The sequence below is a fragment of the Nonomuraea sp. MTCD27 genome (assembly GCF_041950495.1).
Classification (GTDB): Bacteria; Actinomycetota; Actinomycetes; order Streptosporangiales; family Streptosporangiaceae; genus Nonomuraea.
The window spans coordinates 61,183-83,354 of sequence record NZ_JBGNUW010000028.1 but is presented as its reverse complement, the minus strand read 5'-3'; the positions used below and the strand labels follow the sequence as shown (position 1 = coordinate 83,354).

27 protein-coding genes are annotated in these 22,172 nt (G+C 71.6%); 11 read left to right on the top strand and 16 right to left on the bottom strand.

The window, feature by feature from the left end; all coding sequences use genetic code 11:
- The first annotated feature begins 120 nt into the window (after window positions 1-120).
- Window positions 121-471, top strand: coding sequence for a hypothetical protein (locus ACBJ59_RS52995; RefSeq protein WP_375117589.1), 351 nt, complete (start codon window positions 121-123; stop codon window positions 469-471).
- Window positions 468-1,208 (top strand): MerR family transcriptional regulator, encoded by a 741-nt coding sequence (locus ACBJ59_RS52990; RefSeq protein ID WP_375117588.1) that lies wholly within the window; start codon window positions 468-470, stop codon window positions 1,206-1,208. The genes ACBJ59_RS52995 and ACBJ59_RS52990 overlap by 4 nt, the downstream gene beginning before the upstream one ends.
- A 153-nt stretch (window positions 1,209-1,361) precedes the next feature.
- Here ACBJ59_RS52990 and ACBJ59_RS52985 read toward each other — a convergent pair whose 3' ends face one another.
- Window positions 1,362-2,402, bottom strand: a complete 1,041-nt coding sequence (locus ACBJ59_RS52985) for an NAD(P)-dependent alcohol dehydrogenase (RefSeq protein ID WP_375117587.1) — start codon at window positions 2,400-2,402, stop codon at window positions 1,362-1,364.
- A 96-nt stretch (window positions 2,403-2,498) separates the two neighbouring features.
- On the opposite strand from ACBJ59_RS52985, the gene ACBJ59_RS52980 reads away from it, so the two are divergent.
- On the top strand, window positions 2,499-3,086 hold the full coding sequence (locus ACBJ59_RS52980; RefSeq protein WP_375117586.1) for a TetR family transcriptional regulator: 588 nt from the start codon (window positions 2,499-2,501) through the stop codon (window positions 3,084-3,086).
- A 93-nt stretch (window positions 3,087-3,179) separates the two neighbouring features.
- Here ACBJ59_RS52980 and ACBJ59_RS52975 read toward each other — a convergent pair whose 3' ends face one another.
- The 3 genes from ACBJ59_RS52975 to ACBJ59_RS52965 form a co-directional block, all read right to left on the bottom strand.
- Window positions 3,180-4,103 (bottom strand): SDR family oxidoreductase, encoded by a 924-nt coding sequence (locus ACBJ59_RS52975; RefSeq protein WP_375117585.1) that lies wholly within the window; start codon window positions 4,101-4,103, stop codon window positions 3,180-3,182.
- Between the two features lie 134 nt (window positions 4,104-4,237).
- Window positions 4,238-4,714, bottom strand: coding sequence for a DUF488 family protein (locus tag ACBJ59_RS52970; RefSeq protein WP_375117646.1), 477 nt, complete (start codon window positions 4,712-4,714; stop codon window positions 4,238-4,240).
- A 77-nt stretch (window positions 4,715-4,791) separates the two neighbouring features.
- Window positions 4,792-5,187 (bottom strand): RidA family protein, encoded by a 396-nt coding sequence (locus tag ACBJ59_RS52965; RefSeq protein WP_375117645.1) that lies wholly within the window; start codon window positions 5,185-5,187, stop codon window positions 4,792-4,794.
- A gap of 130 nt (window positions 5,188-5,317) precedes the next feature.
- Here ACBJ59_RS52965 and ACBJ59_RS52960 point away from each other — a divergent pair, with 130 nt between their 5' ends.
- On the top strand, window positions 5,318-6,292 hold the full coding sequence (locus ACBJ59_RS52960; protein WP_375117584.1) for a helix-turn-helix transcriptional regulator: 975 nt from the start codon (window positions 5,318-5,320) through the stop codon (window positions 6,290-6,292).
- 33 nt (window positions 6,293-6,325) lie between these two features.
- Here the strand turns inward: ACBJ59_RS52960 and ACBJ59_RS52955 are convergent, their stop codons facing one another.
- The 9 genes from ACBJ59_RS52955 to mdcA all read right to left on the bottom strand — a co-directional run bounded on the left by ACBJ59_RS52955 (window position 6,326) and on the right by mdcA (window position 14,734).
- Window positions 6,326-7,357: a glycerophosphodiester phosphodiesterase family protein gene (locus ACBJ59_RS52955; RefSeq protein ID WP_375117644.1), complete on the bottom strand. Its 1,032-nt coding sequence runs from the start codon at window positions 7,355-7,357 to the stop codon at window positions 6,326-6,328.
- 142 nt (window positions 7,358-7,499) lie between these two features.
- Window positions 7,500-8,570, bottom strand: coding sequence for a phosphate ABC transporter substrate-binding protein PstS (pstS, locus tag ACBJ59_RS52950; RefSeq protein ID WP_375117583.1), 1,071 nt, complete (start codon window positions 8,568-8,570; stop codon window positions 7,500-7,502).
- Between the two features lie 90 nt (window positions 8,571-8,660).
- Window positions 8,661-9,620, bottom strand: coding sequence for an acyltransferase domain-containing protein (locus ACBJ59_RS52945; protein WP_375117582.1), 960 nt, complete (start codon window positions 9,618-9,620; stop codon window positions 8,661-8,663).
- Window positions 9,605-10,225, bottom strand: a complete 621-nt coding sequence (locus ACBJ59_RS52940) for a malonate decarboxylase holo-ACP synthase (RefSeq protein ID WP_375117581.1) — start codon at window positions 10,223-10,225, stop codon at window positions 9,605-9,607. Before ACBJ59_RS52940 ends, ACBJ59_RS52945 begins: the two co-directional genes overlap by 16 nt.
- The gene (gene mdcE / locus ACBJ59_RS52935) at window positions 10,216-11,022 is read right to left on the bottom strand and encodes a biotin-independent malonate decarboxylase subunit gamma (protein ID WP_375117580.1); all 807 of its coding nucleotides are present in this window, start codon (window positions 11,020-11,022) and stop codon (window positions 10,216-10,218) included. Before mdcE ends, ACBJ59_RS52940 begins: the two co-directional genes overlap by 10 nt.
- Window positions 11,019-11,894, bottom strand: a complete 876-nt coding sequence (locus ACBJ59_RS52930) for a biotin-independent malonate decarboxylase subunit beta (protein ID WP_375117579.1) — start codon at window positions 11,892-11,894, stop codon at window positions 11,019-11,021. The genes mdcE and ACBJ59_RS52930 overlap by 4 nt, the downstream gene beginning before the upstream one ends.
- Window positions 11,891-12,184, bottom strand: coding sequence for a malonate decarboxylase subunit delta (locus ACBJ59_RS52925; RefSeq protein ID WP_364132529.1), 294 nt, complete (start codon window positions 12,182-12,184; stop codon window positions 11,891-11,893). The genes ACBJ59_RS52930 and ACBJ59_RS52925 overlap by 4 nt, the downstream gene beginning before the upstream one ends.
- Window positions 12,172-13,062: a triphosphoribosyl-dephospho-CoA synthase gene (locus ACBJ59_RS52920; protein ID WP_375117578.1), complete on the bottom strand. Its 891-nt coding sequence runs from the start codon at window positions 13,060-13,062 to the stop codon at window positions 12,172-12,174. The genes ACBJ59_RS52925 and ACBJ59_RS52920 overlap by 13 nt, the downstream gene beginning before the upstream one ends.
- A 4-nt stretch (window positions 13,063-13,066) precedes the next feature.
- Entirely contained in the window at window positions 13,067-14,734 is a 1,668-nt protein-coding gene (gene mdcA / locus ACBJ59_RS52915; RefSeq protein ID WP_375117577.1) for a malonate decarboxylase subunit alpha, read from the bottom strand.
- Between the two features lie 145 nt (window positions 14,735-14,879).
- On the opposite strand from mdcA, the gene ACBJ59_RS52910 reads away from it, so the two are divergent.
- Together ACBJ59_RS52910 and ACBJ59_RS52905 are read left to right on the top strand one after the other, a co-directional pair.
- Window positions 14,880-15,254: a VOC family protein gene (locus tag ACBJ59_RS52910; RefSeq protein ID WP_375117576.1), complete on the top strand. Its 375-nt coding sequence runs from the start codon at window positions 14,880-14,882 to the stop codon at window positions 15,252-15,254.
- 188 nt (window positions 15,255-15,442) lie between these two features.
- Window positions 15,443-16,660 (top strand): low temperature requirement protein A, encoded by a 1,218-nt coding sequence (locus tag ACBJ59_RS52905; protein WP_375117575.1) that lies wholly within the window; start codon window positions 15,443-15,445, stop codon window positions 16,658-16,660.
- Between the two features lie 68 nt (window positions 16,661-16,728).
- Here the strand turns inward: ACBJ59_RS52905 and ACBJ59_RS52900 are convergent, their stop codons facing one another.
- Complete coding sequence (locus tag ACBJ59_RS52900) at window positions 16,729-17,328, bottom strand: TetR/AcrR family transcriptional regulator (RefSeq protein ID WP_375117574.1); 600 nt, start codon at window positions 17,326-17,328, stop codon at window positions 16,729-16,731.
- Between the two features lie 115 nt (window positions 17,329-17,443).
- Here ACBJ59_RS52900 and ACBJ59_RS52895 point away from each other — a divergent pair, with 115 nt between their 5' ends.
- Window positions 17,444-18,091 carry a class I SAM-dependent methyltransferase gene (locus tag ACBJ59_RS52895; protein WP_375117573.1) on the top strand — a complete coding sequence of 216 codons (648 nt, stop codon included), beginning with the start codon at window positions 17,444-17,446 and terminating at the stop codon, window positions 18,089-18,091.
- Between the two features lie 100 nt (window positions 18,092-18,191).
- On the opposite strand, the gene ACBJ59_RS52890 is transcribed toward ACBJ59_RS52895, so the two are convergent.
- A complete protein-coding gene (locus tag ACBJ59_RS52890) occupies window positions 18,192-19,139 on the bottom strand; it encodes a M56 family metallopeptidase (protein WP_375117572.1) in 948 nt (315 codons plus the stop codon).
- Window positions 19,136-19,510 (bottom strand): BlaI/MecI/CopY family transcriptional regulator, encoded by a 375-nt coding sequence (locus ACBJ59_RS52885; RefSeq protein ID WP_375117571.1) that lies wholly within the window; start codon window positions 19,508-19,510, stop codon window positions 19,136-19,138. The genes ACBJ59_RS52890 and ACBJ59_RS52885 overlap by 4 nt, the downstream gene beginning before the upstream one ends.
- Window positions 19,511-19,685: 175 nt before the next feature.
- On the opposite strand from ACBJ59_RS52885, the gene ACBJ59_RS52880 reads away from it, so the two are divergent.
- From ACBJ59_RS52880 to ACBJ59_RS52865, 4 genes are all read left to right on the top strand, one after another.
- Window positions 19,686-20,081 (top strand): hypothetical protein, encoded by a 396-nt coding sequence (locus tag ACBJ59_RS52880; RefSeq protein ID WP_375117570.1) that lies wholly within the window; start codon window positions 19,686-19,688, stop codon window positions 20,079-20,081.
- A gap of 166 nt (window positions 20,082-20,247) precedes the next feature.
- Window positions 20,248-20,772 carry a DUF305 domain-containing protein gene (locus ACBJ59_RS52875; protein ID WP_375117569.1) on the top strand — a complete coding sequence of 175 codons (525 nt, stop codon included), beginning with the start codon at window positions 20,248-20,250 and terminating at the stop codon, window positions 20,770-20,772.
- A 423-nt stretch (window positions 20,773-21,195) separates the two neighbouring features.
- On the top strand, window positions 21,196-21,636 hold the full coding sequence (locus ACBJ59_RS52870) for a DUF4396 domain-containing protein (RefSeq protein WP_375117568.1): 441 nt from the start codon (window positions 21,196-21,198) through the stop codon (window positions 21,634-21,636).
- A gap of 145 nt (window positions 21,637-21,781) precedes the next feature.
- On the top strand, window positions 21,782-22,162 hold the full coding sequence (locus ACBJ59_RS52865) for a VOC family protein (protein ID WP_375117567.1): 381 nt from the start codon (window positions 21,782-21,784) through the stop codon (window positions 22,160-22,162).
- Window positions 22,163-22,172 lie beyond the last annotated feature (10 nt).

Sequence of the window (22,172 nt, the reverse complement as noted above, 5' to 3'; positions counted from 1 at the left end):
CCTTCCTGTGGTGCGCGCTGGGCCTCGCCGGGGCGATCGGCCTGGCGGTCGGGGTACGGGCCACCGCGGGCACGGGCCACCGCGGGCACGGGCCGTCCGCTGGTCGGGGTGATGGCGGGGGTGAGCACCTTCTTCACGTACGGCCTCACCGCGGGCGTCACGGTCGCGGCGGCGCAGAGCAGGTACGGCGTCGCGAAACTGGAACGCACCTTGCTCGCCGCGCAGGGCCTGCTCCCGTGGAGGTTCATGCGGTTCCTCGACACGGCGTACGAGCAGGGCGTCCTGAGCCGCAACGGGCCCTCGTACCGCTTCCGCCATCCGCTGCTCGCCCGTCGCCTGGCGTCCCGCGGTTCCGGCCGGCGAGGCACGTGGAGCCCTGTGACCGTACCGGCGATCCTGAACGCACCTCGGGGTGCCGCCGTTCTGGAGTTGCGGCTGACGCGACGTCAGGTCATAGCGTCCCTGCTGTGACCGAACAGTGCTGGAAGATCGGCGAGCTCGCCACCGCGACCGGGCTGACAGTGCGGACCTTGCGCCATTTCCACCAGATCGGGCTGCTGCGCCCGGCCGGCCGCTCGTCGGCCGGCCATCGCCTCTACACCGGCGATGACGTGCGCCGCCTCTACCGGATCCTGGCGCTGCGCGAGCTGAACATGCCGCTGGGTGAGATCGCGAACCATGTGGACGGCGACGGCGCCGATCTGCCGGCGGCCATCGAGCGGCAGCTCGCCCAGGCCGAACGCCAGATCGAGCTGCACCGCAGGCTGCACCGGCAGCTCCAAGGTCTCGCCCGGGCTCTGCGCGCGGCCCGTGAGCCATCGATCGACCAGCTCATCCGAGCCATGGAGGCGATGATGCAGGCCAAGCACCTATCTCCCGAACACTTCGCCGGCCTCAGGCGGCGGCACCTGGAGGTCGGCGAGGCGGGGTTCGCCCGCTGGCGCGATCGCATGGCGGAGCTGGCCGCGCGGGCGGCCGAGCACGCCGAGCGCGGCACGGACCCGGCCGATCCGGAGGTTCAGGACCTGGCGGGGGAGTGGTTCGCGGCGGTCACCGAGATGACCGGGGACGACAGGAGCGTGCTGTCCGCGCTCTACTCCAAGATCGATCGACAGGGAGCCGAGGCCGCGACGAAGGGGCTGCTCACGACAGCGGCCTGGGAATATCTGAAGCGGGCCTTCAGCGTGGGCTTCGGAGGTTCCGGGTGATCACGGTGCGCGACGCCGTCACGTCGTACGCGGGTGACGTGCGAGCGTTGGGCGGAGTCGATCTCATGGCGGGGGCAGGGGAGTTCGTGGCGGTGGTGGGCCGCTCCGGCAGTGGCAGGAGCACGCTGCTCGGAGGGTTCGCGCCCTGCCCGCTCAATTCAGGTCGGACAGGTCGAGTACGAAGCGGTAGCGGACGTCGTTGCGACGGAGGCGGTCGAGGGCCTCGTTCACCTGGGCCGAGGGGAGCAGTTCGATGTCGGCGGTGATGCCCTTGGCGGCGCAGAACTCCAGCATGGCGGCGGTCGCAGGACGGCCCCCGCTGCCTGCGGAGCTGAGTTTCTTGCGGCCCAGGAGCAGGTCCATGGTCTCCACGGAGACAGGCCCGAGATATCCGAGGCTGCTGAGCGTGCCGTCCATGGCGACCAGGCGCAGATACGGGCCGAGGTCGTGCGGGGTGGCGATGGTGTCGATGACGACGTCGAACCCGTCTCGGGCCGCGGCCATCCGTTCCGGATCCGTGGACACGACGAACGAGTGGGCGCCGAGACGGCGGGCGTCGTCGGCCTTGTCGGGCGAACGGCTGATGACCGACGTGGTGGCGCCGAGGGCCACGGCCATCTTGACCGCGAGATGCCCCAGGCCACCCAGCCCCGCCACGGCGACGCGGCTGCCGGGACCCACCCCCAGAGCGTGCAGCGGTTCCCAGACGGTGACACCGGCGCAGAGCAGAGGAGCCGCGGCGGCCGGGTCCAGGCCAGGGGGAAGCGGGTAGGCGAACCGGTCGCGGACGACGTACTCGCGGGAGTACCCGCCCAGAGTGGTCGAGCCGTCCTGCTGGTCGGTGCCGCCGTAGGTCAGGGTCGGGAAGGCGTGGCAGAAGTTCTCCTGGCCGGCCCGGCACATGGAGCAATCGCCGCATGAGTCGACGATGTTGCCGACCGCGACCCGGTCGCCGACGGAGAAGCCGGTGACCGCGGGCCCGGTCTCGGTCACCACGCCCGTGAACTCGTGCCCCGGCACCAAGGGCCCCGCTGCGCCGTCGTGGCCCCGGAGCGCATGCACGTCGGTGTGGCAGACGCCGCAGTAGTCGATCTGGACCGCAAGATCGTCGGGGCGCAGGTCGCGGCGCTCCAGCAGCGTACGCCGCAGTGTCGCTGTCGGGGCGTCCACCTGCCAGCCGGTTGTCGTCCGCATGACATCACTCCTTAAACAGACTGTTCGGTCTATTGGATCGTACGCACACTCCCTCCGCGAAACAAACCAACTGTTCTGTCTGGTAGCGTCATGGGCATGGCGGACCAGCCTCTGACCTCGCGTGGAGCCGCGACCTACCAGCGCATTCTCGATGTGGCCACCCAGGAGTTCGCCCAGCACGGCATCGCCGGAGCGCGCATCGAGCGGATCGTGGCCGCCGCCCGCACCAACAAGGCCCAGCTCTACGCCTACTTCGGCAACAAGGAGAAGCTCTTCGACACGATCTTCTTCGGCTCGCTGGAGCGGATCGTGAACGTCGTCCCCATCGACGCCGCCGACCTCGCGGACTGGGCCGTACGCCTCTACGACGAATACCTCCGCCGCCCCGACCTCATCCGGCTGGCCACCTGGGCGCGCCTGGAGCGCCGGCCGACCGGTCACCTCGTGGCGGACCACGACCGCCTCGAGGATCACAAGCTGCGTGCCATCGCCGAGGCCCAAGCCGCCGGGCGAGTGCGCCAGGGAGACCCGTTCGACGTGATGGCCCTGGTCATCGCCATGTCCATGGCCTGGTCACCGGTCAGCAACGTCTACGCGGCCACTGCCGAGGAGCCCGCCGAGACGCACGAACAGCGCCGCACCCTGCTTCGCGAATGCGTCCGGCGCGCCGTCGCGGCCGACTGACCACCGGCAGCGTACGGCGTCACCCCTCACCGGTTCCGGCGGGCCGGGCCGGAAGCGCCGACGCCGAGATCCGCGGAGCCCATGCCGCCGAGGTCAGCGGTAGCCGGTGGTGTCCGCCGGTCGGCCCGCGTCCTGGACCTCCACCAGGTAGCGCCAGCAGTCCGGTTGTGAGCCGTCCACGTCCGTGAAGCCGTACTCGCGGGCCAGCCGGCCGCTGGACAGCGACTGGCCGGTCCAGCGCATGGCGTCCGGGTCGCCCGCCAGCGCGGCCACGGCGCGGCCGACGTACCGGGGTGACTCGGAGATGGCGAAGTGCGGCTCGCGGGCGGTGGCGTCGCGCCAGTTGTCCTCCCTGACCTGGAAGTGGTCCAGCATGAGCTCCGACCTGAGCCACCCGGGCGTCAGCGTCACGGCCGCGCACCTGTACGGACGCAGCTCGTGCGCCTGCGCGAAGCCGAGCCTGATCACAGCGCTCTTCGCGTGGTCGTAGAAGAACGAGACGCGGTAGTTGTGGTCGTTGTAGTCCTTGGTGCCGTCGGTCATCTCCACCACCAGGCCGCCCGGCCGCTTGATCAGCAGGGGGAGGGCGTAGTGGCTGGTGATGATGTGGGTGTCCACGGCCAGCCGGAGGAGACGGAGGCCGCCGTTCAGGTCGTGCTCCCACAGGGGCGTGTCCCATTGGGCCAGGAGCTCGCCGCCCCAGATGTCGTTCACGAGGACGTCGAGGCGCCCGTGGTCACATTCGATGCGCTCGACGAGGGACTTCACCTGGTCGTGCTCCAGGTGGTCGACCTGGACGGCGATGCCCTCGCCGCCCGCCCGGTTCACCAGGTCCGCGGTCTCCTCGATGGTCTCCGGCCGGTCGTACTCGGATCGGCTCCGGCGGGTGGTGCGGCCGGTCACGTAGACGGTGGCGCCGGCCGCACCCAGCTCGACGGCGATGCCGCGGCCGGCGCCCCGGGTGGCGCCGGCCACGAGGGCGACCTTGCCCCGCAGATCCGGGATGGTGGTGTTCATGGTGCGAAGCTAACGAGAAAACCCGACAACGAGTGTCATGTTCTGAGCGTGGCGGACTCCTGACATCGAGTCATCGACCCAGGCCGGAGCGGCGGCGGCCGTCACCGCTGCCGCGGCCCCTCGGAATTGACGTGTCACAACGGGCGCAGGTGCTCGACGGTGACGTGGTGCCGCTCGGTCAGCCGCTGGGCGATCAACGAGCGATGGCAGGCCTCGGGGTCACGCTCGACACAGAGCAGCGCTGCGATCCCGCCGCTCGGCAGCTCCGGCACGATCGGCGTGAGGTCGGCGCGGTCGAGGATCTCGGTGGTGTAGCGGCGGGTGTACTCGGCGGCGAGTTCGCGGCGCGAGCGCTTGCCGACCCCTTGGCGGTCGTCCTCGGCGTACTGGAGCCGGCGCAACTCGGTGGTCGGGGCGAGCTCGGGGTGGTGCTCGTAGGCGATCCGAGCCTGGGCCAGGGCCGCCTGCAGCCGGAGTGAGTTCGCCCAGGCGTACTCGGGCCCGCGGACACCGCGGCGCCGGCGTACGTCGAGCAGCAGGCGAACGTCCGCGTGCCGCAGCCGTTCCAGGAAGGACTCGCCGCCGAAGCCATAGACGCCGATCGTCACCATTCTGAGCACCGGAGATCACCCACCCGTCTTCCGCTCGTGCCGCCTCCGGCAGCCCTGCCGGAGGCGGCGAGGCCGCATCACGCGACGGCGGTCCCCTCAAGCTCGACCATCAGATCGGGGATCGCCAGCCGTGCCACCCCGAGCATCGTGGTGGACGGTGCCACCCCGGCGGCACCCAACCGCGACGCCAGCAGGCCGTAGTGCTCGAAGAGCCGATCGACGTCGGTGGTGTAGACGTTGAGCCGGACGAGGTTCGCGAGGGACATGCCGGCCTCGCCGAGCACGGCCTCCAGGTTGTCGAGGCTCAGCGCCAGCTGCGCCGCCATGTCACCGGGGTGCCGGGGCCCGCCGTCGCCGCTCATCGCGGTCTGCCCGGCGCAGTAGAGGGTCCGGCTGTGCCCGGAGACGATCTCACCCTGGTTGTACCCCATCCCCACCGACCACGCCCACGGGTTGACCGCCGTTCGCTCCATCGCCACATCAGCTCCATTCGGTTCGTCGACATTGCGTACGCCCATCGGCGCGCCGGCGCTCCTGGTCGTGGTGATGAGCCTCCCAACAAATCACGACATCCTGTGTCGTATATTCCGGTAACGTTCTCGCGTGCGCGCCGACCGGTTGGTCTCGCTGGTGCTGCTGCTGCGGCAGCACGGCCGGCTGTCCGCGGCCGCGCTGGCCCGCGAGCTGGAGGTGTCCACCCGCACCGTGCTGCGCGACATCGAGGCGCTGTCCGCGGCCGGGGTCCCGGTCTACGCCGAACGCGGCCGGCACGGCGGGTTCGCGTTGTTGCCCGGCTTCCGGACCGAGCTCACCGGACTGAATCACGACGAGGCCCTCGCGCTCCTGGTCGCCGGATCGCGGCGCGGCGCGCAGGCCTTCGGCCTCGGCTCGGCGCTGGCCTCGGCGATGCTCAAGGTGGTTGACGCGCTGCCCGAGAGCTATCGGGACACCGCGGCCGGCGCGTCCGAGCGATTGCTCATCGACCCGGAGACCGACCTGCTCTCGCGCCGGCTGGTGGATGAGGAGGTGCCGGACGCCGTCGTGGCCGAGGTCCTGCGCGCCGTGTTCGCCGGGCACAAGCTGCGCATCCACTACGCGGCCGTGGACCAGGCCCCGAAGTGGCGCACGGTGGACCCGATCGGCCTGGTCACCGTGCGCGACCGGGGTTACCTGCTGGCCACGAGGTCGGGCGCGGACCGCACGTACCGGCTGTCCCGGATCCTGGCCGCCGAGGAACTCGCCGAGCCCGCACAGCGGCCGGACCGGGTCGATCTGGACCGGGCCTGGCAGGAACGCAGCACGCGGTTCCGGACCGGCGGCGACCAAGTCACCGTGCTGGTACGGGTGCACCCGGCGCGGCGGGAGGACCTGGTGGGCACCGCGCTGGCCGTCCGCACCGAGGAAGCCGACGCGGACGGCTGGCTGCGGCTGGAGGTGACCTTCCAGGATCCGAGACACGCCGAATGGGCGCTGTGGCAGCTCACCACGAACGCGGAAGCCCTGGCCCCGCAGTGGTTGCGCACCTCCCTGCGCGACCGCGCCGCCGCGATCGCCACCCGCTACGGAGAGTCATCCTGAGGGTGGCCGCCTTCGGCGCGTTTCGGAACCCCGTCAACGCGGCGCGTAGGCCTTCGGCAGCCGCATGCCGCGCTCGGCCATGAGCTCCCGGACGCGGTTCGGGTAGTCGGTGATGATGCCGTCGATCCCCATGTCCATGAGAGCCGCGATGGTGGCGGGGTCGTCGCAGGTCCACGGGATGACCTTCAGGCCACGCGCGTGCGCGCTCGACACCATCGCGGAATCGACGTAGAAGCGGAAGCCCGGGTCGCCGATCTTCCCGTTCTGCGGGAAGCCGTAGACCGGAGAGAGCGCCGTGACACCCGGGACGGCGGCGGCCGCCCTGACGAAGTCGCCGCCGAAGTCGTCGGCGTCGATCCCGCCGAGCCACGGGGAGGCGCCCGGCTTGCCGACCTGGAGGAAGTCGTAGTTGGTCAGCGCGACCAGCGGCCAGCTCGGCGCGAGCCGGTGCATCTCCTGCAGGGCGCCCCAGTCGAAGGACTGGATGGTGACCTGCTTCTCGATGCCCGAGGAACGGATCTCCTCGAACACGCGGCGGACGAACAGCGCGCGCGGCGCGGTCTGCTCCGGCGCCCCCGCTTCGACCTTGGTCTCGATGTTCAGCTTGACCTGCTTGGCCTTGTAGCTCTTGACGAGATCGAACACGTCCTTGAGCTCGACCATCCGGAAGCCGCGGACCACCTCCTGCTCGGGGAAGCCGGGCAGCTGCTGGTATCCGCAGTCCATGGTCTTGAGCTGGGCCAGGGTCAGGTCCTTGATGTACTTGCCGACGTACGGGTACATCGGGTCGCCGGGCGTGACAGGCGCCGTGTCACGACATTTCTGGCTGCTGATCTGCCGATCGTGGTTGACGACGACCTTCTCGTCCTTGGTGACGTGGGTGTCCAGCTCCAGGGTGCTGACCCCGAGACGCAGCGCCTTGGCGAAACCCTCGAGCGACTCCTCGGTCGTCATACCGAGGCCACCACGGTGGGCCTGCAGGTCGAAATGGGTCTTCTGGGGCAGCACACCGGGGTCGGTGGTCGCCGACGCGTGAGCGACTGACGGCACGGCGAGCGCGGGCACGATGGCCAAGCCTGCCAGGACATGGCGGAGGTTCAACGGAAAATCCACTCAGTGAGGTAGAAAACGACCTTCCGGAGCGTAGATTTCCGGCCGACCCGCAACGCGGCGAAGCCGTGATCAAACTGTGAACGTTCAAGGAACGTCAGGTCATGGCGCCGAGTTGCGTGCGTACCTTGGCGAGGAGGTCGTGGGGGAGCGGGGCGTAGCCGTACAGGGCGAGGTAGGACTGGCCGGCGTCGCTCGCGGTGTAGTTCAGGAAGCTGAAGACCAGCGGGTCGGAGTTGTTCGCGCAGACGATCTCGTACGTGACCAGGATGAGCGGGTAGGAACCGGCGGCCTTGCTCAGATGGTCCAGCCGCACGATGAGATCCTCCTTGCTCCCCACGCTCCGGGCGCCTTCCAACGCCTTGCTGGCGCTCTCCTGCGAGAGCGCGACGAACTGTCCGGCGGCGTTGCGGATCTTCGCGACCTTCAGCCGGGCATTGCTCGCGGAGCCGTACTCCACATAGCCGATCGCACCCCGGGTGTGCTGGACCGCCTGCGTGATGCCGCTGGTGCCCACCACGCCCTGCCCGGAGCCGGTCCACGTCATGGACGGCTGGTGCGGCCATCGGCCCGCCGCCTTCAGGAAGGAGAGGAAGTTGTGGGTGGTGCCGGAGTCGTCGGAGCGGTGGAAGACATGGATGCCGGTGCGGGGCAGGCGGCTGCCACGGTTGTCCGCGGCGATCTGCGGCGCGTCCCACCTGGTGATGCGCCCGCTGAAGATGCCGGTCACCGTGGTCGGTGAGAGCTTCAGATCCGGTACGGACGGCAGGTTGTAGGCCAGCGCGATGGGGGCCACGACCATGGGCAGGTGCATGGCGCGGCCGCGGCAGCGCCGGTCGGCCCGCACCTGCTCCTGGGGGCTCATCGGTACGTCGGAGCCGGCGAACGCGCTGCGGCCGGCGATGAAGTCGCGGATGCCGGCCCCCGAGCCGTTGGCCTCGTAGGCCACCCGCAGTCCGGGATGGACGCGCTGGAACTCGGCACGCCAGGCGTCCATCGCGCCCATCTGCGTCGTCGATCCGGAGCCGCGGATCGAGGCGACGACCGGCACGCTGCTCCGCTTCTTGTCGGTGTCGAGCAACAAGGCCACGCTCGCCATGGCGACCGCGCCCGCGATGACGATGGCGGCGGCCACGACGGCCCCGGCGATCCAGGTCGACCTTGCCATTTTTCTTAGGTTAGGGACAGAGCGACGTGCAGCGCGTCTGTCCCGTCTCAAGTTTCGGGTCCGAACGGTTTTATCGTCGTCAAGTGCTGTTCAGCGATCCCCGTCCGATCCGCCGCGTCCACGGCTGCGGCGGATGTACGTCGCGGTCTCGGCGACGTCCGTGTCGGCCAGAGCGAGGACGCGGGCCCGGGGGTGCGCCGCACGCGCCATGCGGGCGAGGACGTGCCCCGGGGGCGCCTGGACGAACAGGGTGGTGCCGAGTTCGCCGAGCAGGGCGATGACGTCGCGCCATCGCAGGGTGCCCGCGATGCTGCGGGCCAGGTCGTCGAGGACGGCGTCGGCGTCGTGGAGGAGCCGGCCGGTGGAGCCGCTGAGGTACGGCACGGCGAGGCGGCGCCGGGGCACGGCCCCGAGGTGGGCGGCCAGGGCGTCGGCGACGCCGGCGAGCAGCGGGCAGTGCGACGGCACGCCAATGTCGAGGCGCTGCACGCGCCGGGCGCCGGCCCGCTCGGACGCGGACGTGAGGCGCTCCAGCGCGCGCAGGCTGCCGGAGACCACGACTTGCTGATCGGTGTCGACGACGGCGACGTAGGCGGGATCGTCCACAGTAGTGATCATTTCGACCACGCGCCTGACCTGCGGGACGCCCAGCCCCAGGACGGCGGCCATGCCGTACCCGGAGGGGTGGGCCTTGAGCATCAGCTCACCGCGCAGCCGCACGGCCTCGAGGGCCTCGCCGAACGTCAGCGCCCCGGCGGCGACCGCCGCGGGGAACGCCCCGACGGAGTGTCCCGCCACGGCGTCAGGAGTGCCGCCCTCGTCGGCGAGCGCCCTGGTCGCGGCGACCCCCGCGATGCAGAGGGCGGTCTGCGTGGTGACCGTCGACCGCAGGGCCCGCGCGCCGTCCTGCCGGGAGGAGCCGGGCAGGAGGTGCTCGGCCTCGGCGAGGGTCGCGGTGACGGCGGGGCGAGCGGGGAGGTCGTGCAGCATCCCGGGGCGCTGGGTGCCCTGGCCCGGGTAGAGGAAGGCGACCTTCAGGCCGGTGTCCACGGATCGTCCACCAGCTCGGGGCCGTGCCAGGTGCGGGCCATGACGGGGCCGCCGGTGCGGGCCCACTCGGCGAGGCTGACCCCGCCGCGCGGCGTCTCCAGCTGGCAGTCGACCGGACGGGGAAGGGTGCCGAACGCGGCCAGGAGCCGGGCGGCCAGGTCGGGCGGCATTCGGTGCGGCGTCCGGATCAGCAGGTCCACATCGCTGTCGCGGTGGGTGACCGGGTGCCCGGTGGCGAGCTCGAAGCCGACGCCGCCGATCGGTCCCCAGGTGACCCCGTCGCCCACCTCCGCGGACAGGCGCAGCTCGACGGCGGACAGCGTGGCGGCGAGAGCGTCGGACAGCCAGGGCCGGCCCCGCCGGTCCAGCTGCTCGGGCGGCACGCGGCGGAGCACCGCCGCGTCGGGGACCAGCGCGGCGTGGCGCTGGCGACGCCGGGGCCCGCGCACGCCGACCGGGATCAGGCCGGGCGGATGCGGCGCCCGCCGTACGACCGCCCAGGGACAGGCGGCGAGCGACGCGGAGGCCCAGCCGGGGAGCGCGGCGTCGGGCACCGCGCCCGCCCTGAGCCGCAGCAGATCATGCGGGCGCGGGGTCAGTCCCATTGGGCGGCCAGCGCTTCGCGGATGCGGCGCGAAGCCGTCCTGGTCTGCTGGGCGCCGGGCGAGGTGAGCCGGTTGCTCAGGTCGCGGGGACCGCCGCGGGCCCGCTGGACCGCCGCGGTGAGGGCGTCCTTCGCCCGCCGGACGTCCCTCTCGGTCGGATCGTCGGCGTCGTCCACCTCCAGCAGGTCGTCGCACAGGCCGAGCTTCGCCCAGTCGGCCACGTCGTACGACAACGGGGGGACCCGCTTGGCCAGCTCGTCCAGCTCCGCCACGGACCGCAGGGTCACCTTGGCCGCGGCCTGCTTGTGCATCGCGTGGATCACCACGCCCGGGTCGTCGAGCGCAAGGATCTGGCTGGCCTGCAGGCCGTGCGCGAGCAGGCCGCCGGAGAGCGCGGTTCCGACGACGAGAGTGATCACGGGGTGGCCGGCGGTGCGGGCGCGGGCGTAGGCGTCCACGGCGGCGGCCAGCGCGTGGTGGAGGCCGGCCAGCTCCTCGACGCGCCCGTACGCCTGGCTGGGCAGGTCGACCACGGCGACGACGGGGCGGCGGCGCTCGTCGGGCAGCCCCGAGTCCTCGGCGACGACCGCGGTCACCGCCTCGGCGAGGGCGAGTCCTTCACGCAGGCCGACCTCGCCCTTTCTGGCGCGGTGGTAGGGGCTGCCGGGGTCGGGGACGACGGTGACCAGGCGGGCGGTGTCGTCACCCAGCCTGCTGTCCGCCGTGATCACGGACGGTACGGCGGCGTCCACGGGCCCGTCGGCCAGCGCGCGCGTCCAGTTCAGGCCGCGGCTCATCGTACGGCTCCCTTCCGCGGCGTGGCCCCGGCCCAGGCGTCCGCGAGATCGGCGGGCTCGGGCGGGCGGGCCGGGTCGAGCGCTTCGAGGCGGGCACGCAGCTCGGCGATCCGCTGCGAGCGGTGCTCGGCGGGGACGCCCTGCCGCACGGCCTCGATCACGGCGGTCCGCAGCGCGGTGACGTCGTCGAGGACGAGCGCGTCCGCCAGGCCGGTCCTGACGCGCTGCCTGCCGCCGTCGATCGACCAGATGAGCGAGTGGTCGGCAGCGTCGAACTCGGCGACGCCGGCCTCCGACTCGATCACTTCGGGGCCGTCGAGCCCGAGCCGCCCCTCCTCGGTCATGATGAGCCTGGTGCACAGCCCGGCGGCGATGCTCATGCCGCCGAAACAGCCCAGCGCTCCGGCGATGACGCCGACGACGGGCTGGAGGGCGCGCAGTTCCAGCACCGCCGAGCACACCTCGGCCACCGTGGCCAGGCCCAGGTTGGCCTCCTGCAGCCGTACGCCTCCGGTCTCCAGCAGCAGCACCGCGGGAGTCGGGGTGCCGTCGCGGCTGTCGCGGGCGGCCAGGGACAGCGCCGCCGCCATCTTCACGCCGGAGACCTCGCCGATGCCGCCGCCCTGGAAGGCCTGTTCGATGGCGATCACGACCGCGGGCCGTCCGTCGAGCCGGCCCTTGACGACGACGACGCCGTCGTCGCACTGCGGGACGACACCCTGGGGCTCCAGCCACGGTGACTCGATACGGTCAAAGGGGCCGCACAGTTCGCGGGCGGTGCCGTCGTCGAGCAGCGCCCTGGCCCGCTCCCTGGCGCCCAGTTCGATGAAGCTCGTACGACCGAGCATCGCCGGCCAGTCGGTCAGCGTCATACGTTGCCCTCCTCGATGGCCTGCCGCAGGCGCAGATGGACGACACCGGGCGTGGCTCCGGAATCGTTGAGCTCGAAGCTCGCGGCGACGGGGTGGCGGGCGAAGAAGCGCTCCAGCACGGTTCGCCACACCGTGTCGAACCCGTCCACGCTGGTGCGCACGCTCACCCGCACGCGGGCACCGTCGGTGGGCGTCATGAGGATCTCCAGGTCTCCCGAGCCCACGACGCCGACGTGCGTCCGCCGGGCGGCCGGGAGATGCGCGGGAAACTCGTACGTCAGCGTCTGCATGCGAGCACCTCCTGCCCGGCGCCGGCCGGGCGGTCCGGCCACCGGATCATGTCGAGAAACAGCGCGGCGGCCAGCAGGTCGCCGCTCCCGCCCGGGGACAGCCGCCGCCTGCGCAGCAGCCCGTCCAGCGTCAAGAGCGCCGCGCGGCCGTGCTCGGTGCCGGCGCCTCCCTCGGCCAGCACCCGCTCGGCCCCCGCCTGGACGAGCCGGAGACCGTCGCGGCCACCACGGTGCAGGACACATGTGTCGTCCAGGAGGCTCATCACTTCCAGCAACGCGTTCAGCCGGGCCACCTCCTCGGGGAACCCACCGGCCCTGGAGCGGCGCAACCGCGGCAGCGCCACGTCGATGACGTGCGGAAATGCTGCCCGTGCCTCGCCCACGGCGCCGGGCGAGCCGTAGCGCCGCCGGACCCGCTCTCCGTGGGAGGGCGCCTGCGCCGGCGCCCGGCGGTCGGGCGTCGCGGCCAGCCGGCCCGCGGCGCGGGCGGCGGCCGGCGCGTCGCGCGCCCCGCCGGCGACGGCGGCGACCAGCAGCCCCAGCGCCCACAGCGCGCCCCGATGGGTGTTGACGCCGCCGGTGGCCCGCGACATCGCCCGCTCCGCCGCGCGGCCGAGCAGGCCCAGCTCCTCCCGGAGGCCCACGCCGGGGGCCGTGCGCCCGGCCACGTAGGCGATCTCCGCGAACGCCGGGCGCAGCGCCTCCGCGGAGGCCAGCAGGAGCGGCAGGTCCATGTCGTCGTGCGCACCGCCTCCGCGGCGGTCGACCAGGCCGGGTTTGGGGCTCAGCCGAGCCTCGGCGCGCAGCGCCCGCACCGCCGTGTCGGCGAGGACGGCGGGCGCGGGCGCGCGCACCTGGAACCGGTCCGCGGTCACCACGCGCTCACCAGGTCCGGAACTGGGCGGGCGGATCGTACAGCCCCCCTGACCAGGCCACGAGATCTTCGATGCTGCGGGCGGCCAGCAAGGAGCGCTTCGCCCTGCGGACGTCGACCTTGAGGTCTTCCGGCAGCGCGACGAGACCGTCCCGGCGCAGCGCTTCGACGCGGTGCTCGTCGATGGAACGCCCGATCGGCGTGGCGCCGGCGATCGCCGCCACCGCCTCGCGCCGCTCGGCAAGGCCCGAGGCCTTGTAGAGGTAGGCGACCCCCTCCTCGGTCACCACGTGGGTGACGTCGTCGCCATAGATCATGATCGGCGGGATGGGCATGCCGGCGTCCTTGCCCACGGGGACCGCGTCCAGGGTCTCCACGAACGCCGGAGCGCCGCCGGAGCGGAAGGTCTGGGTGATCTGCGCGACGAGCTTGCGCCCGCGCAGCGCCGGCGCCTCGCCGGTGAGCAGGCCCAGCCACGCCGGGGAGGCGTGCCTGCGGCCATGGGGGTCGTGCCCCATGTTGGGCGCCCCGCCGAAGCCGCTCAGCCGGCCCTCGGTGACCGTCGAGGAGTTCGCGTCGGCGTCGATCTGCAGCGACGATCCGATGAACAGGTCCACGGCGTACTGGCCCGCGAGCTGGCACAGCACGCGGTTCGACCGGAGCGAGCCGTCCCGGCCGGTGAAGAACACGTCCGGCCGGGCGGCGACGTAGCGCTCCGTGCCGGGTTCGCCGCCGAAGCAGTGCACCGACTCGACCCAGCCGCTCTCGATGGCGGGGATGAGCGTCGGGTGCGGGTTGAGCGCCCAGTGCCGGCAGATCTTCCCGCGCAGGCCGAGCTCCTCGCCGTACGTGGGCAGGAGGAGCTCGATCGCCGCGGTGTCGTAGCCGATTCCGTGATTGAGCGTGGTCACCGTGTGCCGCTCGTAGATCCCGCGCAGGGCCAGCATGGCCATCAGGATCTCCACCTGGCCGATGCGGCGAGGGTCGCGGGTGAACAGAGGCTCCAGGATGAACGGCCGCGGGCTCCGCACGATCAGGTCCACCCAGTCGCCGGGGATGTCCACCCTGGGCAGCTTGTCGACGATCTCGTTCACCTGGACCAGGGTGATGCCGTCGGAGAAGGCCGTGGCCTCGGCGATGGTCGGTGTGTCCTCGGTGTCCGCCCCGGTGTACAGGTTGCCGTCGTGATCGGCCTGCTCCGCGCAGAGCAGCGCGACGTCGGGGATGAGGTCGACGAACATCCTGGCGTACAGCTCGACGTAGGTGTGGATCGCCCCGACCTCCACCTTGCCGTCGGCGAGCAACTGCGCCATGCGGACGCTCTGCGGCCCGGCGTAGGCGAAGTCGAGCCGGCGGGCCACGCCCCGCTCGAACACGTCGAGGTGCTCTCGGAGGCTGATCGAGGAGATCAGCAGGTGCAGGTCGTGCACGGCGGCAGGATCGCACCCGGCCAGCGCTTCGGCCAGGAAGTCGGCCTGTTTCTGGTTGTCGCCCTCCAGCGCCACCCGGTCCCCGGGACGCAGCAGCGCCTGCAGGGCCTCGCGCATGCTCCCGGCTTCGACCACCCGGCCGGAGACGAACGGCCGGACCGCCTCCAGCCGCTCTCGCTTGGCGGACCGCCGCTGGGTCCAGCTCCTGCGGGTCGGGTTTCCGGCGGAAACGTTCGTGACAGCCATCGCAAGCCCCCATTCGTGCGCTGGCTACCGTCATGTGCCTCGAAAGGCGTAGAGCTAACGCAAAGCCACCTAAAAACGGCGAGCGGCACCGCGGATGGTGTGCGCTACGGGGTGGGCCTCAGGTACGCCCGGTAGGGTGCCGATCATGGCTTGTCGAATTTCCGAGCTGGTGATCGATTGCCGGGATCCGCAACGGCTGGCGGCGTTCTGGTGCGAGGTGCTGGGCTTCGTCGTGCTCGACACCGAGGACGACGGCGCGGTGGAGATCGGGCCACGGGAAGGGTTCGGCGGACTGCGGCCGACTCTGGTCTTCAGCCCTACCACCGAGCCCAAGGCGGGCAAGCTGCGGCTGCACTTCGACGTCAACGCCACCGACCGCGATCAGGACGCCGAACTCGAACGCCTCCTGAAGCTCGGGGCGCGCCCGGCCGACGTCGGACAGACCGGCGAGGAGTCCTGGCACGTCCTGGCCGACCCCGAGGGCAACGAATTCTGCCTCCTGCGAACCCGCCTGAGCTGAGCTCCGTCCGAACCGCGCCCTCGGAGCGCGCTCAACGGGGTGCGACCTCCGCTGGGACCGGTCGTCGGAGGATTCCGGCGCCGACCTGTCACGCGCCGGAACGCTGCCTTGTCTTACCTGGCAAAGCGGCCTCATGGAGCGACAGGAGCGAGACCTTGCCACCAGCCAGCATCCGGATCCGGATCCGGATGAGCGCGCGTCCCATCGATGAGCCGAACCGCGCTGCCAGCCAACTGGAGCTGCTGTTCGACCTCACCTTCGTGGTCGCGGTCGCGGCCGTCACCGCCCAGCTGGCCCACGAGATCGCCGCAGGGCATGCTCTGGCCGCCATCATCCCGTTCTTGCAGGTCTTCTTCGCGATCTGGTGGGCGTGGATGAACTTCACCTGGTTCGCGTCGTCCTACGACACCGACGACGTCGTCTACCGGGTGCTGACCATGGTGCAGATGGCCGGTGTGCTGGTCCTGGCCGCCGGTGTGCCGGCTGCGATCGAGCGCGCCGACTACAGCGTCGTCACGCTGGGCTACGTCATCATGCGGATCGGACTCGTCCTCCTGTGGTTGCGGGCCGGTCTGGAGGATCCGGCGCGCCGCCGTACCGCGCTGCGCTACGCCGTCGGCATCTCCGTCATCACGGTGGGCTGGATGTACCACTCGATGGCGGCGCCCGTGACCGCCGAGCTGCCGCTCTTCGTCATCCTGGCGGTCCTCGAGCTGGCCGTGCCCCTGTGGGCGGAGCGGGCCGAACCCACCACCTGGCACCCGCACCACATCGCCGAGCGTTACGGCCTGTTCACGATCATCCTGCTCGGCGAGAGCGTGCTCGCCGCGTCCAGGGGCGTCACGGGAGCGCTCAAGACGAGCGAGATCAGCAGCCCCTTCGTCATGATCGCCGTTTCGGGTCTCGTGGTGCTGTTCGCTCTGTGGTGGTTGTACTTCCTGGTGGAGGCCGGTGAAGGGCTCCGCGACCGCCGGGATCGTTCATATGTGTGGGGGTACGGCCACTACGGCCTCTTCGCGGCCCTGGCCGCCCTCGGTGCCGGCCTCGAAGTCGCGGTCGAGCAGAGTGGGCACGCCATCACGGCCGCACCGCTCACCGTCGGCTACGCCGTCGCGATCCCGGTCGGCGTGTTCCTCGTGCTGCTCTGGCTGGTGCACGCGCGGATCGTGGCGGAGTCCGTGCTTCATGCCGTCCTGCTGTCGGTCTGCGCCGTCGTCGTCCTGGCGCTGCCGCTCGCGACACCCTGGATCGGCGTGCACGGTGTGGTCGCGGCGATCGCGGCGAGCTGCGTCCTGTTGATCACCGTCACGATCGCGGTGAACAAGGCCCGCGTGCCGGCGCCGGATTCCGGGACCCGCCGTGGCCCGGGGCGGCTCAGGGCCGCCGCTCAGGAGACCTCGCAGTGATCCTGCGCCGGCCCGCCCGCCGCGCAGCCGGCAGGCGAGGCGTTCGTGGAGAGCGGCCACGCCAAGGACTACAGGGGCGAGCGGGCCGCCCCCGGTGACGCCTGCTGCCGGCCGCTCCCGCTCAGCACGGCACACACGCCGGGCTCGACGGCGGCGCGGAAGGCGGCGTCGAGCTCGGCGGGCGTGGCCGACGTCTCTCCGTCCAGCCACGCCCGTAGCAACCCCATGAACGCGCCCACCACGCACACCACCAGCAGGTCGAGCGCGGCCGACGGCCGGGCGCCCGCGCCCAGCAACTCGTCCCTGACGACGGCGGCGAGCAACTGCTCCCCACGCGCATACACCGGTCCGCCGCCGCGCCGCCCCAGCAGCGCCCGCACCAGCCGCTCCTGCTCGCGCACATGCTCGAACATCGGCAGGCTGAACGCCAGCAGCCGGGCCGGCCGGCCGTCGGCCGGCGGGCGGTGCAGGGCGGTGAGCGCGTCGAGGTTGCTGAGCAGCACGTCCTGCTTGTCGGTGAAGTGTGAGTAGAACGTGGAGCGCCCCACGTCCGCGCGGTCGATGATGTCGGTGACGGTCACCGCGTCATAGCCCTTGTCCAGGATCAGCGCCACCAGCGCCTCCTGGATCAGCCTCCGCGTACGCCGCACCCGCCGGTCTCCGGACACTTTCCCGCCCCCTGTTCAGTACGGCACAGCGTGGCCGATCTGCTCGTTGACCCCGTCCCAAGTATGAACGCATCATTCGTAACTGAACACCCTGTTCGACAACGGAGGTAGCGTCATGAGCTTGGGAAAACTCCTGCACCGCCACGCCGAGCACGGCGAGGCCGGTGGCACCATCGACCGGCCGCGAGCCTACGAAGTCTTCGGCTCGATCGCCTTTCTGGGCGCCCGCCGTGCCGCCTTCCTGCGCGTGGCCACCGCGGCCCGGCCGCGCGCCGGGGACCGGGTCCTGGACGTCGGCTGCGGCACCGGCTACCTGAGCCGCATCCTGGCCCCGGTGGTCACGTCCAGCGGCCACGTCACCGGCCTCGATCCCGCGCCGGAGATGGTCGACTACGCCACCCGGCGCGCTCCGGACAACTGCACCTACGTCCGGGGCGAGGGGCAGCACCTGCCCTTCCCGGACGGCTCGTTCGACCTGGTGGTCTCCAGCCTCGCGGTGCACCACATGCCCGTCGACGCGCGCCCGGAGGCCCTTCGGCAGATGCTGCGCGTGCTGCGACCGGGCGGACGGCTGCTCATCGCCGAGTTCCGCCCGCCGGCCAACCACCTGGCCAGGCACGTCATCGGCGTACTGTCCGGCCCGGCCATGCGTCATGACCCCCGCGATCTGCTCGGCACCATGATCCCGGACGCCGGTTTCACGGTTGAGGCCGAGGGGGACCTGCCGTACCTGCTGTACTACGTCCGTGCCAGGAGGCCATGACGCCACCCCTCACGGGCTGGGCGGGGTGCTCACCACCGCCAGGGCGGGCGCGACGCCGACCGGGCTGGGGGACGGCCACCCCAGCACCCTTGGTAGAACGTCAGGAGAGCAGGGAGTGGCAGTGGTGCACCAGGAACGCCGCCACGCCCGGCGCCAGGGCCAAGGCGGCGGGACCGGCCAGTAGCCCCGTCACCGCGAGCCGCCCGGCGATGCGCTCTCGGCGCCCGAGCGGGGCCTGCGGGTGCAGCATCCGGCGGACGCGGGTCAGCGCCGTCTCGCCGCCCGCGCCCAGCGCGAAGGCCGGAACCTGGCCCGTCGCCAGGCCGACCAGCGCGGCTGCGATGTGGATGCGCTGGTGGCGGCGTGCCGCCACATCGTCGGCCAGCAGCTCGACCAGGCGGGCGACCTCGACGCGGGCCTGCTCGAACAGGGGAACGCGGGGGAACGCCCGGGCCAGGGCCTCGGCGCCGGCGAGCACCAGGTGGTGACGCCCGCGCAGATGCGCCCGCTCGTGGGCGAGCACGGCGGCCACCTGCTCGGGGGCGAGCGAGCGCAGCGCGCCGGTGGTGATGACCGCGTGCCCGTTCCGGCCGGGCAGGCAGTATGCCAGGCGCTCGTCGTAGTCGACCACGAGCGCGTCGAGGTCGTGGTCGTGCCGGCCCAGGAGGGCGAGGGCCTCGGCGTGCCGGCGGCGTTCGCGGCGGGTGCGCAGCACGACCGCCGACCCCGTGTACGCGACGCGGGCGAGGACGAGTCCGCCGACGACGAGGCCGGCCCAGGTGGTGGCCGAGCTCATGGTGACCACGTCGTGGAACAGAGCGGCGCAGGCCTCGAACAGCTCGGCCAGCCCGTGTCCCACCACGGAGGCCGGCACGGCGACCGCGAACGCCGACAGCAGCGCGGAAATGACCACCGATGCCCCGGCCGCCTGCCACATGGCGATGGCCAGCCGGGGCGCGCGGTCGGCCCATGGCGCTCGCCTGAGCAGGCCCGGCAGCACCAGGGCCGCGAAGACGCCGTACAGAACGAGGAGGATCGCCACGATCACGAGTCGCGTCCCCCTGGCGGGTAGACCTGGAGGGCCGCCTCGAGGGCGCTGGCCTCCTCGGGGGTCAGCCGCTCGAGGAAGTGGACCAGGGTCGCCGCCCGGTTGCCGCTGCCGGCCAGGGACTCGCGCATCATGTCGGCGGTGTAGGCCTCCTTCGACGACACCGCCTCGTAGATGTAGGCCCGGCCGACCGGCTCCCGCTTGAGCAGCCCCTTGGTGTGGAGCTTGTCCATCACGGTCATGACCGTGGTGTAGGCGAGAGTGCGTTCCTTGCGCAGGTGCTCCAGGACATCCCGCACCGAGGCCGGTTGCTTGATGGCCCACATGCGATCCATGATCGTGGACTCGAGCTCTCCAAGGCCACGCGCCATTGACTCCCCCTCCGCCTGCGGTCGGCTCAACGCTACCGGCGATCGTAGCCACGCGGGATTCGGATCCGGGCGACGTGCGCCCGCGTGAAGCGGCATTCGCGAGAGATTCTACGAGCCTTGTTAGTAGACTGCAAAGGCTGTGACGTGCACGGAGGCGAGGAAGGCGGTGCGACCTATGCGGAGGATTCGTGCAGTTCGGGTCGCGCGCGCCGTCCTGCTCGTGGCCCTCGCCCTGGGCGTGTGCGGCATGCACACGCTGGGACATCTCGACGGCCGGCATGGTGGTCCGTTCGCCGGCGCGCACGCCATGGAGGTCTTCACCCCGACGCCCCATCAGGCGGAACTTCCGGCGTTCGGTCCCGATCACGGGATGCCCGGGTTCGACCCGACCGACGTATGCCTGGCCGTCCTGATGTCGATCATCGTCCTGCTGCTGAGCGCTGCCCGGATCAGAGCGGTCCGAGGGGCCGGTGCCGGAGGTGGGGCACTCTCATCCGTCCGGCTGGTCGCCCGGCCGCCACCGAAACTGACGTCCCGGCGCCTGGCGATCCTCTCGATGTTGCGCATATAGGCCGACGGCTCATGCGGGCCGGGCTTCGAGCCCGTCCGCGAACAGGCCGACGGTTCCCACACGATCGAGAGAACAGACAGCAATGCGTATCAACCGCAAGACGTCCATCGCCGTGACCGCAGGAGCCCTCGCTCTGGTCGCCGCATGTGGTGGAAACGGTGACTCCATGGCCACGCACGGGGCCATGGGCAGCAGCGGCGCGCCCACCGCCACCAGCGCCACCGCCCAGCCGTCGAGCGTGGTCAACGACGCGGACGTCATGTTCGCGCAGATGATGATCCCGCACCACGAGCAGGCGGTCGAGATGGCCGACCTCGCGCCGGCCCGCGCGGCGGACCCGGAGATCAAGGAGCTCGCCGCGAAGATCAAGGCGGCGCAGGCCCCGGAGATCCAGACCATGAAGGGCTGGCTGACCGCGTGGGGCAGGCCCGCGCCCGAGGCCGGCATGGGGCACGACATGCCCGGCGTCATGTCCGAGGAGGTCATGGCGAAGCTCAAGGCGGCCAAGGGCGCGGAGTTCGACAAGCTCTTCGCGCAGCAGATGATCGCCCATCACGAAGGCGCGATCGAGATGGCCCGCACCGAACAGGCCGACGGAGCGAACCCGCAGGCCAAGGAGCTCGCCAAGGCCATCGAGACCACCCAGCGGGCCGAGGTGGAGCAGCTGCGGAAGCTCCTCGACCGGCTCTGAGCCGATGACCCGTCCGAGCGCGGCCGGCGCGCTCGGGCGGGTCACCGCTTCGGCCGCGCGATCACACCTCCGGACGAACAGCCCGCCCGGTGCGATGGGCACGGGTGCGTACGCGCTGGCGTGGTGGACCGCGGCGGCGATCACCGCCACCACACCTGCGCGTTCACCGGCGCGCCGCGTCTCAACTATATTCCGTAGTAGATGTGCGGGCGCTTGCCGGGAAGGCGGCCAGAACGGGGCCGTTGCCGATATACGGGTAGGGGGTATACGTTTGGTGTGTCGAAATGACTTATTGGGATAAGGGTGACAATGTCCGATTCGATGCACCACAGCGAACACGACCATGGGTCGCACGCTTCCGGCCCCGACGCGCACGGCGGCCACGCGCAGGCCCACGGCGCGGACCACGGTCACCATGAGCCGATGAAGGCGACGTGGGGCGTGGCGGCATCGGCGACGCTGCACTGCCTCACCGGGTGCGCCATCGGCGAGGTGCTCGGCATGGTGATCGCCACCGCGCTGGGCTGGCACGACCTGCCCAGCATCCTGCTGGCCGTCGTCCTGGCGTTCATCTTCGGCTACGCGCTCACGTTGCGCGGCCTGTTCCGCGCGGGCCTCGACTGGCGTACGGCGCTGCGGCTCGCGCTGGCCGCCGACACCCTGTCGATCCTGGTCATGGAGATCGTGGACAACGGCATCATGCTGATCATCCCGGGGGCCATGGACGCCGGCCTGGCCTCGGTCCTCTTCTGGGGTGCGCTGGCGTTCGCGCTGCTGGTCGCGTTCCTGGTGACCTGGCCGATCAACAAGTGGATCATCGGCCGCGGCAAGGGCCACGCGGTGGTCCACGCCTACCACCACTGACCAGCCGCCCGTCCGATGCGCGCGGCGGGCAGCCGGAGCAGCACGAGCCGGCGTGCGGGAAGGGCCGCCCGTCCGCGGTGCGCGTGCGTGCCGGGGATGTGGGTACGCGTGGGCGAAGGACGAACAGCGATGAAGGGCGGCTTCCGTGACGAGCCGGTTCGCACAGTGGACCCTGGACGTGCACGACACCCGGAAGATGGCGGCGTTCTGGTCGGCGGCACTCGGTTACGAGGTCGAGCACGACGGCGAGGCGCCGCACCTGTGGCCGCCGCCGGACGCGCCGCGCGACTCCCTGACGGTCTGGCTCCAGCCGACCGACGCGCCCAAGCGGGCCAAGAACCGCAACCACCCTGACCTGTACGTTCCCGACGGCGCCGATGTCGAGGCCGAGGTCGAGCGGCTGGTAGGGCTGGGCGCGACCCGCGTGGACGTCGGCCAGCGGGGTGACGAGGGGTTCGTCGTGCTGGCCGACCCCGAGGGCAACGAGTTCTGCCTGCTCCATCACCGGCATCCGCAGGGAGCCTGAACCCCCGGCG

Bases quoted from the DNA above. Each gene is read 5' to 3' on its own strand.
- ACBJ59_RS52985 (WP_375117587.1), bottom strand. From the start codon at position 2,402: ATGCGGACGACAACCGGCTGGCAGGTGGACGCCCCGACAGCGACACTG.
- ACBJ59_RS52980 (WP_375117586.1), top strand. From the start codon at position 2,499: ATGGCGGACCAGCCTCTGACCTCGCGTGGAGCCGCGACCTACCAGCGC.
- ACBJ59_RS52975 (WP_375117585.1), bottom strand. From the start codon at position 4,103: ATGAACACCACCATCCCGGATCTGCGGGGCAAGGTCGCCCTCGTGGCC.
- ACBJ59_RS52970 (WP_375117646.1), bottom strand. From the start codon at position 4,714: ATGGTGACGATCGGCGTCTATGGCTTCGGCGGCGAGTCCTTCCTGGAA.
- ACBJ59_RS52965 (WP_375117645.1), bottom strand. From the start codon at position 5,187: ATGGAGCGAACGGCGGTCAACCCGTGGGCGTGGTCGGTGGGGATGGGG.
- pstS (WP_375117583.1), bottom strand. From the start codon at position 8,570: ATGGCAAGGTCGACCTGGATCGCCGGGGCCGTCGTGGCCGCCGCCATC.
- ACBJ59_RS52940 (WP_375117581.1), bottom strand. From the start codon at position 10,225: ATGGGACTGACCCCGCGCCCGCATGATCTGCTGCGGCTCAGGGCGGGC.
- mdcE (WP_375117580.1), bottom strand. From the start codon at position 11,022: ATGAGCCGCGGCCTGAACTGGACGCGCGCGCTGGCCGACGGGCCCGTG.
- ACBJ59_RS52930 (WP_375117579.1), bottom strand. From the start codon at position 11,894: ATGACGCTGACCGACTGGCCGGCGATGCTCGGTCGTACGAGCTTCATC.
- ACBJ59_RS52925 (WP_364132529.1), bottom strand. From the start codon at position 12,184: ATGCAGACGCTGACGTACGAGTTTCCCGCGCATCTCCCGGCCGCCCGG.
- mdcA (WP_375117577.1), bottom strand. From the start codon at position 14,734: ATGGCTGTCACGAACGTTTCCGCCGGAAACCCGACCCGCAGGAGCTGG.
- ACBJ59_RS52910 (WP_375117576.1), top strand. From the start codon at position 14,880: ATGGCTTGTCGAATTTCCGAGCTGGTGATCGATTGCCGGGATCCGCAA.
- ACBJ59_RS52905 (WP_375117575.1), top strand. From the start codon at position 15,443: ATGAGCGCGCGTCCCATCGATGAGCCGAACCGCGCTGCCAGCCAACTG.
- ACBJ59_RS52895 (WP_375117573.1), top strand. From the start codon at position 17,444: ATGAGCTTGGGAAAACTCCTGCACCGCCACGCCGAGCACGGCGAGGCC.
- ACBJ59_RS52885 (WP_375117571.1), bottom strand. From the start codon at position 19,510: ATGGCGCGTGGCCTTGGAGAGCTCGAGTCCACGATCATGGATCGCATG.
- ACBJ59_RS52880 (WP_375117570.1), top strand. From the start codon at position 19,686: ATGCGGAGGATTCGTGCAGTTCGGGTCGCGCGCGCCGTCCTGCTCGTG.
- ACBJ59_RS52875 (WP_375117569.1), top strand. From the start codon at position 20,248: ATGGCCACGCACGGGGCCATGGGCAGCAGCGGCGCGCCCACCGCCACC.
- ACBJ59_RS52870 (WP_375117568.1), top strand. From the start codon at position 21,196: ATGAAGGCGACGTGGGGCGTGGCGGCATCGGCGACGCTGCACTGCCTC.